Source organism: Litorimonas sp. WD9-15, assembly GCF_050271975.1.
In the GTDB taxonomy this organism is placed as follows: Bacteria; Pseudomonadota; Alphaproteobacteria; order Caulobacterales; family Maricaulaceae; genus Litorimonas.
The window spans coordinates 2,858,493-2,870,057 of sequence record NZ_CP189850.1 but is presented as its reverse complement, the minus strand read 5'-3'; the positions used below and the strand labels follow the sequence as shown (position 1 = coordinate 2,870,057).

At 55.2% G+C, this 11,565-nt stretch carries 12 protein-coding genes; 8 read left to right on the top strand and 4 right to left on the bottom strand.

The annotated features are described in order from the left end of the window. Positions 1 to 12: 12 nt before the first annotated feature. The 4 genes from ACP9M6_RS13475 (at position 13) to ACP9M6_RS13460 (ending at position 4,705) form a co-directional block, all read left to right on the top strand. Complete coding sequence (locus ACP9M6_RS13475; protein ID WP_427451934.1) at positions 13 to 324, top strand: hypothetical protein; 312 nt, start codon at positions 13 to 15, stop codon at positions 322 to 324. A 109-nt stretch (positions 325 to 433) separates the two neighbouring features. After that, positions 434 to 1,885, top strand: a complete 1,452-nt coding sequence (gene creD, locus ACP9M6_RS13470; protein ID WP_427451932.1) for a cell envelope integrity protein CreD — start codon at positions 434 to 436, stop codon at positions 1,883 to 1,885. A gap of 138 nt (positions 1,886 to 2,023) precedes the next feature. After that, positions 2,024 to 2,803 carry a succinate dehydrogenase iron-sulfur subunit gene (locus ACP9M6_RS13465; protein WP_427451931.1) on the top strand — a complete coding sequence of 260 codons (780 nt, stop codon included), beginning with the start codon at positions 2,024 to 2,026 and terminating at the stop codon, positions 2,801 to 2,803. A 282-nt stretch (positions 2,804 to 3,085) separates the two neighbouring features. Further along, the gene (locus tag ACP9M6_RS13460; RefSeq protein WP_427451929.1) at positions 3,086 to 4,705 is read left to right on the top strand and encodes an amidase; all 1,620 of its coding nucleotides are present in this window, start codon (positions 3,086 to 3,088) and stop codon (positions 4,703 to 4,705) included. A 1-nt stretch (position 4,706) separates the two neighbouring features. On the opposite strand, the gene ACP9M6_RS13455 is transcribed toward ACP9M6_RS13460, so the two are convergent. Continuing rightward, the gene (locus tag ACP9M6_RS13455) at positions 4,707 to 5,537 is read right to left on the bottom strand and encodes a 1-acyl-sn-glycerol-3-phosphate acyltransferase (RefSeq protein ID WP_427451927.1); all 831 of its coding nucleotides are present in this window, start codon (positions 5,535 to 5,537) and stop codon (positions 4,707 to 4,709) included. Positions 5,538 to 5,609: 72 nt separating this feature from the next. Beyond that, positions 5,610 to 6,860: a mechanosensitive ion channel gene (locus ACP9M6_RS13450; protein WP_427451925.1), complete on the bottom strand. Its 1,251-nt coding sequence runs from the start codon at positions 6,858 to 6,860 to the stop codon at positions 5,610 to 5,612. Between the two features lie 279 nt (positions 6,861 to 7,139). Here ACP9M6_RS13450 and zapE point away from each other — a divergent pair, with 279 nt between their 5' ends. After that, positions 7,140 to 8,285, top strand: a complete 1,146-nt coding sequence (gene zapE, locus ACP9M6_RS13445; protein ID WP_427451923.1) for a cell division protein ZapE — start codon at positions 7,140 to 7,142, stop codon at positions 8,283 to 8,285. A 7-nt stretch (positions 8,286 to 8,292) separates the two neighbouring features. On the opposite strand, the gene ACP9M6_RS13440 is transcribed toward zapE, so the two are convergent. Continuing rightward, on the bottom strand, positions 8,293 to 8,880 hold the full coding sequence (locus ACP9M6_RS13440) for a ribonuclease HII (RefSeq protein WP_427451921.1): 588 nt from the start codon (positions 8,878 to 8,880) through the stop codon (positions 8,293 to 8,295). Between the two features lie 125 nt (positions 8,881 to 9,005). On the opposite strand from ACP9M6_RS13440, the gene ACP9M6_RS13435 reads away from it, so the two are divergent. The 3 genes from ACP9M6_RS13435 to ACP9M6_RS13425 all read left to right on the top strand — a co-directional run bounded on the left by ACP9M6_RS13435 (position 9,006) and on the right by ACP9M6_RS13425 (position 10,766). Continuing rightward, complete coding sequence (locus ACP9M6_RS13435) at positions 9,006 to 9,419, top strand: hypothetical protein (protein WP_427451919.1); 414 nt, start codon at positions 9,006 to 9,008, stop codon at positions 9,417 to 9,419. A 94-nt stretch (positions 9,420 to 9,513) separates the two neighbouring features. Next, positions 9,514 to 10,188, top strand: a complete 675-nt coding sequence (locus ACP9M6_RS13430; RefSeq protein ID WP_427451917.1) for a glycosyl transferase family 2 — start codon at positions 9,514 to 9,516, stop codon at positions 10,186 to 10,188. Further along, positions 10,188 to 10,766 carry a TIGR04282 family arsenosugar biosynthesis glycosyltransferase gene (locus ACP9M6_RS13425; protein ID WP_427451915.1) on the top strand — a complete coding sequence of 193 codons (579 nt, stop codon included), beginning with the start codon at positions 10,188 to 10,190 and terminating at the stop codon, positions 10,764 to 10,766. The genes ACP9M6_RS13430 and ACP9M6_RS13425 overlap by 1 nt, the downstream gene beginning before the upstream one ends. On the opposite strand, the gene bla is transcribed toward ACP9M6_RS13425, so the two are convergent. Then, positions 10,726 to 11,532, bottom strand: a complete 807-nt coding sequence (gene bla / locus ACP9M6_RS13420) for a subclass B1 metallo-beta-lactamase (RefSeq protein ID WP_427451914.1) — start codon at positions 11,530 to 11,532, stop codon at positions 10,726 to 10,728. The genes ACP9M6_RS13425 and bla overlap by 41 nt on opposite strands. Positions 11,533 to 11,565 lie beyond the last annotated feature (33 nt).

Sequence of the window (11,565 nt, the reverse complement as noted above, 5' to 3'; positions counted from 1 at the left end):
AAGAGGATCTATATGCGCCCCAACACGCCGCGGCCCATTGAAGGCTGCCTGGAAGATATGATTTCCCGTCACATGGCCACGCCCGGCCACATCGCGGAAAGGCAACCCCGCGCTGATTTCGTTATGTCGGGAATTCGCGCTGCGAGTGCCGCCAGTCCCATGACCCGGCAGAAAATTCTATCCGATTTGGCTGATGTGATTGACTGTGACGCTAAAGATTTAGATTTCTTATTCGCAGAATTTGAAATGCCCATTTCGAAAGCTGCCAATTACGAAGTCATGGTGCCGGATTTCCAGCGCGAGCTTTTGGCCGTTGCCGAATAGATATTTGCATAGGTCTTAGAATCGTCTCGGCAGGGACACGCTCTCTGCGTAATCCAGCCGCAATCTAAAGACATCTCCCGTCCTGAATTTAGGACGATTGGAGATGGGTATGACCCAAGAGATAGAACAGAACCAAAGACAGGATAATGTGCTGGCCCGATTTCGGGGGTCAGCGGGGTTGAAGCTCATTCTTATCTGCTTCCTTGTTTTACTGATGGGCATACCCGCCATGTTTATCGGCGCGATCAGTTATGAGCGCTCTTCTTACGCCGATCAGGTGTTTCGTGAAGTCAGTGAGCGTTATGGCGGTGAACAAACATTGGTCGGTCCCATTCTCTCGGTGCCCTATCAAATCCCCAGTCGAAATAATCAGCCCGCGGAGACGGGCCATTACATCCTCTTTCCGGATCAAGGCCGTGTCGATTTCACGTCGATTGATGTCGAGACGAAGCAGCAATCCCTTTACAAAGTTCCGGTCTATAACGCGAGCGGGACCATGGAGGCTGAGTTCTCCAACGTTTTATCACGTTTGACGGCCAGCGGTTTGGACTTGGATTTGACGCGGGCAAAATTGCTCGTCTCCGTATCTGATGTACGCGGATTGAAGTCGGATGTTTCGATGATGGGTCCGGATGGTCAGCGCCTGAATTTTGAACCGGCGCAATTTAACGGGGTCACAACACCTGCTATCCCGCCTGTTACAGAAACCGCCCTGAACGGATCAATCCGTGTCATCAGTCCCGCCGTCCCGGGGTCTAATTATCGGGGCATGCCGCGTTTTGGGAACTGGCTCTCTGCGGATATCGGCGAGTGGGTCGAATCGGACGTTCCGTTTGAGGTTTCAACAGATCTAAGCCTATCGGGCGCGCAATCGCTCTCGGTTCTGCCTTTCGCGAAATCCACCCGTGTAGATATGGCATCAAACTGGGCGGATCCCGGATTTCAGGGGGAGTTCACACCCCTCTCGCGTGATATAGGCGAGTCCGGATTTTCCGCCAATTGGACATTGCCTTATCTTTCGCGCGGCGTTGCGGGTGAGGGACGGGCGCATGTCATTTTAAACAGGCTGGCCCAAAATCAGGTGCGTGTGAAATTCGTCAATACGGATAATCCCTATCAAACCGTCAATCGCGCACTCAAATATTCCATCCTCTTTATTGGGATGGTCTTCCTCGCCTATTTTCTGTTTGAGGTTATTGTGGGCGTGCGTGTCCATCCCGCGCAATATATTTTGATTGGATTGGCGCAGGCGATTTTCTATCTACTCCTCTTGGCGTTCTCTGAACGACTCGGATTTTCGCCAGCCTTCGCCATCGCGTCCGCCCTGACCGTGATTATCACGTCCGGCTATGCGGGAGCTGTCTTTGGCGGGAGGGATTATATTTGGAAAGCGGGCGCTGTTTTTGCGACCGTATATGGCCTCCTCTTCGTCCTCATGAAGATTGAGGATTTCGCCCTGATGATCGGCGCTCTCGCCAGTTTCATCACGATTGCGGCAATGATGTACCTGACACGGAATATGGAGTGGTATGGCGTGCAACGTCTGCAATCGATTCCGTAAGTCGATTGCAGTGAAGTGCCGAACCGTTCTCCGGTTCGGTTGCCAGTATCGCCACAACATGTCGCGTGCGAAACCTCTTTAGTCGTCGCGCATTTATGTCTATAAGCCCGTCAAACTCTAATCAGGATGAACCTCCCCATGGTCCAGCTTACGCTTCCAAAGAATTCAAAAGTCCGCAAGGGCAAAGCCTGGAAGGCGAAACCAGGCGCGACGCGCCTGAAAACGTTCAAGATTTACCGCTATGATCCAACGGATGGCGGGAACCCGTACTGGGATACTTACCAGATTGATTTGGACGAATGCGGCCCGATGGTCTTGGACGCCCTGTTCAAGATTAAGAACGAGATCGATCCGACTCTCGCCTTCCGTCGCTCCTGCCGTGAGGGTGTCTGTGGTTCCTGCGCGATGAATATTGGCGGACGGAATACGCTCGCCTGTACCAAGGGCATTGATGAGGTAAAGGGTGGTACAATTACGATTTCGCCCCTGCCGCATATGCCGGTCGTCCGCGACCTCGTGCCGGACCTGTCCAATTTCTACAAGCAATATGCGTCCATTGAGCCATGGCTCCACACGTCCACACCTCTGCCAACGGAAGAGATCAAGCAGACACCGGATGACCGTGAAAAATTGGATGGCTATTACGAATGTATTCTCTGCGCGTCCTGCTCCACGTCCTGTCCGTCCTATTGGTGGAATGGCGACCGTTACCTCGGGCCGGCAGCCTTGCTTCAAGCTTACCGTTGGTTGGTGGATAGCCGTGATGATGCAACGTCCGAGCGTCTCGAGAAACTCGACGATCCGTTCAAACTCTATCGCTGCCACACAATTATGAACTGCGCCAATGTTTGTCCGAAGGGCTTAAACCCGGCCAAAGCGATCGCAGAAGTGAAGAAGATGATGGTCGAGCGGGCGTAAAGCCCGTTTCGACTTTGTCGAACTATTCGGTCTGGGGGACCGAATAGAGGGCTTTACGCCCGCTCGCCGCGAAGCGGTGGAATTTCGAACGTCATGACGCTTCCGCTCGCCGCCAAAGTCGGACGGCAGTCCGACGACGCGGTTACGGACCATGCGGGGGATGGAAAATAGGGCTGGTAAGCCCACTCACCACGAAGCGGTGCGATGTCGCAAATTCCCGCATGACACCCCCATCTCCCTGTGGTTAGAAAGTTCAACACTTTCACTCTCGCGGAGCTTAACATGCGCCTAGCCCTCACTCTCGCCGCTTGCTGTCTGGCCACGGCCTGCGCCCCGACAGCGGAAGCACCCAAAACGGAAACCGTCGCGACGACACCCGACTTTACGGCCAAAGGCATGACCGCCCGCACATTGCCCGAATTGGCGGATGCGCTGTCCTCCGGAAAACTGTCCTCCGAAGTCCTGACCCAAGCCTATCTCGACCGTATCGAAGCCGTCGACCGCAATGGCCCGACCTTGCAATCCGTCCTCTCGCTGAATCCCGATGCGCTGGCACAGGCCAAAGCGTCGGATGCCCGCCGCGCGGCGGGAGAGAGCCTCGGCCCGTTGGACGGTGTGCCCATCCTCTTCAAAGATAATATTGAAACGCTGGATCCGGTCGCGACGACGGCTGGGGCTTATGCGCTCAAGGACAACATCACAGAAAGAGACAGTCCGCTCGTCGCTGGTTTGCGGGCGGAAGGGGCGGTGATCCTCGGCAAGACCAATCTCTCGCAATGGGCGAATTTTCGGTCCGAGAGTTCCGTTTCCGGTTGGTCCGCTTTGGGTGGCCAAGTCCGCAACCCGCATATGCTGGACCGCAGCCCGTGCGGGTCATCCTCCGGTTCCGGCGCGGCGATTGCGGCGTCTCTCGCGGCGGGGGCTGTGGGCACAGAAACAAACGGCTCCATTATCTGCCCGTCCAATGTGAACGGCATCGTTGGATTTAAACCCACAGTCGGCCTCGTCAGTCAGCAACATATCGTGCCCATCAGCGCCAGTCAGGATACGGCCGGACCCATGACAAAAACGGTCACGGGCGCGGCGATGATGATGGATGCAATGGTTTTGGATTATCCAATTCAAGATGCTTTTGGATACGCGAACCGTTTAGACGCAAGCTCCCTCAACGGCAAACGCGTCGGGGTCTTACGCTTTGCCCAAGGTGAAACCGTAGATATTCAGGACCGGTTCAATGCCGCGCTGAAAGGGCTGGAAGCTGCCGGAGCCGAGCTCGTCGAGATCAGCGAGTTCAATTCAGGCGTCGAGAATTATGGCCAGAAATCCTATGACGTCCTGCTTTATGAATTCAAAGACGGGCTAAATGAATATCTGGCAAATGCCGCACCCGCCGTGACGTCTCGCAACCTCGAAACCCTTATTGCGTTCAACAAAACCAATGAGAGTGAAATGGCAGTGTTCGATCAGAGCATTTTCGACAAAGCACAGGCCAAAGGCGAATTGACGGAAGACACCTATATCACTGCGCGGGACGATGTGCAGCGTGGCACGGGCGTTGAGGGCATTGACCGCCTCCTGCGCGAGAACGATGTCGATATGCTCGTCAGTCCATCAGGACCTGTCGCGTCGCGGATTGACCCCATCAATGGCGATGTTTGGCCATCATGGGCAGGGGCGGGTTATCTGGCCGCTGTTGCGGGCTATCCGCATATCACCGTGCCCATGGGCGATGTTCACGGCATTCCCATCGGCCTCTCTATTATGGGCGGTGCTGGTCAAGATGCGGAGATTTTATCCTATGGCTATGCGTTCGAGCAGGCGACCAATCTGCGCGTCGACCCGCAATATTTACGCAATGCCGAAGATCGTCCGGAGCTCGCTAAGGCTCTGTCCGCAAAATAGGTTACAATTGCCCGACAGTCTTTCGGATGAGTGCCGTCGCGTCTTCCGCCTTTTTTGGAAGACCCTCTGCGGGAATTTTCTCACCAAATGTCAGGCGGAAAGTCTGGCCTTTTTTATTGAGTAATTCATGGAAGAGCGTGATGTCGCGCAGTTCTGAATTCACGCGGGCGAAGAAGTAATAGAGATAGGAATTCCGCGCCTTGATCCGCAGGGGGATGACGGGTGTTCCATATTTCTTCGCCAGCATAGCGGCGCTGCTCTGCCACGGTTTATCGACCAGCCCGCGCCATGTCAGCTTGGCGAGTGAACCTGACGGGAAAATCACGATACATTTTTCCGCTTCTATCGCCTCTTTGACAGCCAGCAATGTCTCGCGCGTTTTGGCATGGCTGCGTTTGCTCTTCACCCATTCGACGGGGATAATAATGTCTTCGCCGTTTGGAATAACGCGCAAGGCATCGGCATTGGCCATGAAAATATGGTCCGGTCGTCTCTCGCGAATGGCCTGAAAGACGGCCAATCCGTCTGCCAGACCCGTGGGGTGATTGGCGATGACAATACAGGCCCCTTCGCGGGGAAGGTGCGATAATCCTGTGACGGCGGTGCGGGGATTAATGTGTCGGGCCACACGCTGAAACGCGGCGTGGCCGGAGAGCGGGCGGATGGAGTCCGAGAGAAAAACCGCCGCGTCATAGGCCAGCATCCGATACAATGCGGGCTTGATGAAGCGGAACAGCTTTGGCTTCGCCATGAGTTTTGGCGCGCGTTCGGATATCAATTCTTCGACAATATGCACGGGTTCAATAGTGACGACATCCGCGCGTGAATCCAAGCCTTCGAAAGATCATCGCGCAATAAAAAAGCCGCCCTGAAGGACGGCTTTCTCAATTTTATTTAAAGTGATTTACTTCTTAGGCGGTGCAGCGCGGCGTGTTGCCGGCTTTTTCACGGGCGCCTTTTTGACGGGCTTGCTATCGCCGAGCTTTTTCACAGAGCTGGAAGGGATCGCTTTTTCGAGGACTTTCGCCGCCCAATCACGTCCACCGACACCAAAGGCAATCGCGGCAGCAACCGCTGCGGATATTACGAAGGCCGAGAAGGCAACCGGAATGATTGTTCCTGCGGGGTCCAATTGAGCGAGACCCAAGAAGATGAACAGCACCATGAAAGCATATTTCACGAAAGTCGCGATCTTCGGATTGATGACGGATGACATGAAGCGTCCGACCAGACTGGCCAAAAAGACACCAATGACGATCAGCACAGCCGCTTCCAGCAATTGTCCGCCGAATGTCTGAACCGAATCAAACGCGCGGGACAGGCTGTCATTGCCGAGAATACTCACAGCAGCGGACACACCAATCACGAGGATGATGAGGAAGGCGAGATAGCCTGCCGCTTTGGACGGGGATGTTTTCAATCCTTCGCCGTCATCCAACATCATGACTTCATTGATGGAACTATCAAAACCGAGGCTCGGCAGGAAATTCTGTAGGAAGTTCGAGACGAAACGACCAATGAAAACCGACAAAGCCAAAACAATCGCAGCTGCGACAAGCTCAGGAATGTAGTTCACAAATCCGCTCAACATGTCGGACAGTGGGACGCTTATTTCCGGAATATCCAGGATGGATAATGCGGCAATTGCGACGGGTACAATAATCAGCACAAAGATGAGTGTGCCGAGTGCTTTAGCCAGCGAACCTTCTGATCCTGTGGCCGATGTAACACCCGTACGGGCAGCAAGATTGTCGACCTGTGCGGCCTCCAATGTAGCTGTTGTGGCGTTTTTTGCGACTTTGGCGACAATGTAACCGATGAAGAAGGTGAAACCTGCCCCGATAAGTTTCGGAATAAAGACACCAATTGTGCTGAATAGATCATCGACCGGGCCGAGATAGCTACCCATGTTCAGGCGTGAAAGCGCGAGATAGAGCACATAGAGAATAACAAGCCAAAAGACGGCTTTGCCAATAGCGTTACCAATATTTCCGCCAGTCGTCTGGGCGCGTTTACCCAAGCCTGTGCGATTAATGACACCGGCGACCAGTCCGCGTAGGACATAGGCCACGATAATGCCGATGATGAGAATAGCGAGAGCAAACGCGACTTGCGCCCAGTCCATATTCTCGAAAAATGCGTATATTTGATCCATGATAGGTATGTCCCTCCAGACGAAAAGGGGCATGGCGCGGAATCATCCCGGCCTGTCCCCATTAACTATTATTTAGTCTATACCACACTTAACGTAACATGAACGGAATTTGTTCCACGCTTTTGTGGATTATCTTCACGGATTGACCTATAAGACGTCCTCATCCAAATGCGGACCTATGCAGCCTGCGCCCATCCGAAATAAACCGCTCTTTTATGGGCTAGTTCTGCTCTCATTCGGCATTCTCGGCCTGTCCGTTATTCTACTTTCGGGCTGAATATGGGATCGATTCGCTCAAGATTAGAGACACGTATCGCGGACGGCGTCCTTGTGCTGGATCCAGAGCAGGTCGAGGCGGCAGACGCGCTTGATTCGCGGCTTCTGGCTTTGGCGGAATATGAGCCTGCTAAGAGTGGATTGTTGTCCCGCTTTCTCGGTAACCGCACGACTGTGCCGCGTGGCCTCTATATGTATGGCGGGGTCGGGCGTGGGAAATCAATGTTAATGGACTGGTTCTATGAGGCCGCAGAGTTCGCACCAAAGCGCCGCACGCATTTTCATGCCTTCATGTTGGATGTGCACGCGCGGATTAATACATGGCGCAAATTGGACAAAGACGGGCGGCGCGCTTCGCCTTTTCATGTGCGCGGGGCAGGGGATGACCCGATTGCACCAACTGCGCGCGCGATTGCGTCCGAGGCGAAGCTCCTCTGTTTCGACGAATTTCACGTCACCGATATTACGGATGCGATGATTCTCTCCCGCCTATTCGAAGCGCTGTGGAGAGAGGAAGGCGTGGTGGTCATCGCGACATCGAACCGTGCGCCTTCTGATCTCTACAAGAACGGTCTCAACCGGCCTTTGTTTGAGCCTTTTATAGAGATGATGCCGGACCACCTCATCATACACGATTTTGACGGCGATGTGGATCACCGGCTCCGCGCGCTGACGGCGGCCCCCATTTATCACATGCCTTTGGGCACGGATGCAGATGAGGCGATGGATCAGGCATGGGTGCGCCTGACACGCGGGGCGACACCGGAGGTGAGTGAGATAATCGTGCAGGGCCGAACACTCACATTTCCAAATACAGCGCGAGGCGTGTTGCGATCTGATTTTAAGCAGATGTGCGAAACCCATCGCGGGCCGGCGGATTATCTCGAAATTGCGCAGGCCTTTCATACTGTCCTACTCGAAGGCGTACCCGAAATGGGACCGGATTCGCGAAATGCGGCGAAGCGGTTCGTGACGCTGGTGGACGCGCTTTATGAGACTCGCACCAAACTCGTGATGAGTGCGCAGGTCGAACCCGCCGCGCTTTATGACGCGGGAGACGGCGCGTTCGAGTTTGAACGGACCGTGAGTCGGTTGATGGAAATGCGAACGGAAGAGTATTTAGCGGAGGAGAGAGCGGGAGCGTTCTAAGGCTTCATTACCGTCCAAAAGTCCAACGGTGGACCGGACTTCGCCCCAATCGCTCGACCGCTTCGCGGTGTGCTTTCGTCGGATAGCCCTTATGCCCCGCCCAACCATATCCGGGGAATCGCTGATCCGCTTCCGCCATCAGTCTGTCGCGAGTCACTTTCGCAACAATCGACGCCGCCGCAATGGACAGGCTTTTCGCATCGCCTTTCACAATTGCGTGAGCGTCGCATTTCAGCTCGGGCGGGACACGATTGCCGTCAATCAGGGCGCAGTCCACTGTTATCCTTAAGTTTTCAATGGCTCGCCGCATGGCGATCATCGACGCCCAGAGGATGTTCAAGCGATCAATTTCTCCTGGTTCCGCAATCCCGATGCCGATTTGCGCGCAACCCTCCAAAATATTCAGGAGTCGTTCACGCGACGAGTGGGAGAGAGCCTTACTGTCATTCAGGCCGTCCGGAATATTTTCGGGGTTGAGGATTACGGCGGCGGCGACCACGGGACCAGATAGCGGTCCACGCCCTGCTTCATCGACCCCGCAGACCGTTTGGTTCTCGAAGACACCGGCTTTGGTTTCAAATTCGAAGTCGGGCATAAAAGGGTCGCATTTCGCGGTCAGGAGTAAGATGGCACGGCGCATGCAAAAAACGCATGTGCAGGGTTTATCAGGAGGAAGAAGGTCTGCTAAGGACCTCTTAACGATTTCTAAAGGAGCATTCCATGTCCAAATCAAAACTTGCAGGTCTGACCTGCGCCCTAATTTTCGCAGCAAGTGCTCCGGCATTCGCACAATCCGCAGCTGATGAAGAAGCAGCGCGCAAGGCGGAAACACCCTCAACAGAAGGTGTCGTCACAAATGCGGCGTCATGCCAGTATGAAGGCGGCTTCCTCGGTAAGGTCGATGGCGCCAATGTTTGTATGGCCCCGATCCGCGGTGTCGAGTTCAACACACAAGCCTATGATGGTCAGAACCTCGGTGTCATGAATTGCGAAGGCAACGGATCATTTGGTAATGAGCTGTCCGGCAGCTATTGCCGTATCTTCCTCGAGCCAAAGCCGCGCAAGAAGACACGCGCAGAGCTGGAAGCCGAATTGGAAGCCATGACGGAAGCCGAGCTGGAAGCCACAAACTAGGCTTTTCCCGCACACGGAAATTTGAAGCCCGGTCGTTTGCGCGACCGGGCTTTTTTGTGGCCATGTGCCGCAGGAGAGGGCAGAGCGTCGACAAATGCTGGCTGTCATTATACCCACCCTCAATGCGCAGGATTGCCTTCCGCCTTTACTGGCGGAGTTGGACGATATGCGCGTGGTCATCAGTGATGGCGGCTCGAAAGATGACACGCTGGATATGGCGATCGGGGCCGGAGCCGTGATTGCGCGCGGTGTGTGCGGGCGCGGGGCGCAAATGGCGCGCGGCGCAGAACTCTCGGGCGCGGTGGACGAGGTTACGGCCTATCTCTTCATCCACGCGGATTGCCGTCTTTTATCAGGGTGGAAGTCTGTGGCCGAGACGGCTTTAAAGTCGCCGGAAACAGCATGGTTTTTTGAGTATGATCCCGAAGCAAAAGGGCGCGGCGTCACGTGGTTGCGTTTCATCGTTTGGCTGCGGGGTTGGGCATGGCGTCTACCCTATGGCGATCAGGCACTGCTGATCCCGCGCGACATGTATGAGGCGTTGGGTGGGTATGATCGTGAAAAACCGCTTTTTGAAGATGTCGATATTGTGGACCGAATTAAGTCAGCCTATGGCCGGAAGGCGCTCCGCAAATTACCCATCGCGCTGAAAACCGATATTTCCGGTCACCTGCGCGAAGGCGTCTGGACGCGGGGTTGGCGGAATTACCGCCTGTTGAAAGCCTATCGTCGGGGCGAGTCGGCCAAGGAATTGGTCAAGAGATATTAATGCGTCCGACACTCTATATCGTCGCGAAAGCTCCCATAATGGGCCGCGCGAAAACGCGCTTGGCGCGGGATATTGGGCCCGTTCACGCCAAACGCCTCTACCGCGCAATGATGGCGCAGGTCATTCGGCAGGTGCGCGATCCGCGCTGGGACACTGTGCTGGCGGTGACGCCGCCGCATCTTCTGGGCCATGTGCCGGATTGGGACGGCCTGCAGCAAATTCCGCAAGTCTCCGGCTCGCTAACCCCGCGACTGGCGGCACTATTTGCGCGAAAGGGACCGACGCTGACGATCGGGACGGATTGTCCACAGGTTGATGCAACAGACATTGCCGCCGCATTTGAAGCGCTCCGCCATAAGCGATTTGTCTTCGGCCCTGCCGATGATGGCGGGTTCTGGTTGATGGGCGCGAATGGCCCGCTGCCCGGGGGGTTTTTCGACGGTGTCCGCTGGTCTCATAAGGAAACGCTGAGCGATGTGTCCGAACGGGCAGGCGGGTCCATCACGACCCTTCGCACCTTGACCGATGTCGATGACCTTAAGGCGCTGCGTCAGTATCGTCAGTCTCTTCGGCATTAGCCTCCGCGAGCAGAGCCAGCGTTGCATCGATCAGGGACAGGTTCGCCCCTTTGCCATGACCCGGCACGACGAGTTCCGCCTCTGGATAAGTCGCCTTCACCCATTTCAGCGCGGTCGGCCAGGCCGTCAGGTTCGCATCTTCGACATTGCCGAGTGTCTTAACTTCCGCGCCGCGCACCGCGCAGCCGCCGTAAAGAATTTTAGCTGATGGCACATACACAACGAGATTGTCTTGCGCATGGCCGGGGCCGGGATAAGCGACTTCCAGTGAGCCAACTTTTGTGCGCGATTGCGGGGCTTTGAGTGAGGCAACAGATGTGTTCGGCGCAGGCCACCCCGCACGGGCCGCGAGGACGGGTGTATCAGGATGCGTGAAAATCTGAACGCCCCGATATTCCGCCGCATCCACGCCCGCCGTACGGTCGGCATGATGATGGGTCACAATCATTTTCGTCACGGGCTTGCCAGTCTCAGACTTGACCGTTTCAATCAGGGACAGCGTTGCCAACTCTCCCCAAGCCCCATCGACCAATGTCACCTCATCCCCGTCGACAACTACAAGACCGTTACTCGGAATTGGCGCTTGTCCGGGTAGCGAATAATTCGTTGTGTGGACCCAGACATTGTCGGCTATTTTGGACAGCGTGACGGGATAATCGGTTTGGATCTGGGTCAGGAAAGTGTCCTTATGGGCGTGATCTGCGGTCGTGGCGGCGGCGCATCCGCTTAAAAGCGCGACAGATAGAATTAGACTATATTTCAACATGAGAGACCTCATTCAATTTTCGCGCCGATATAG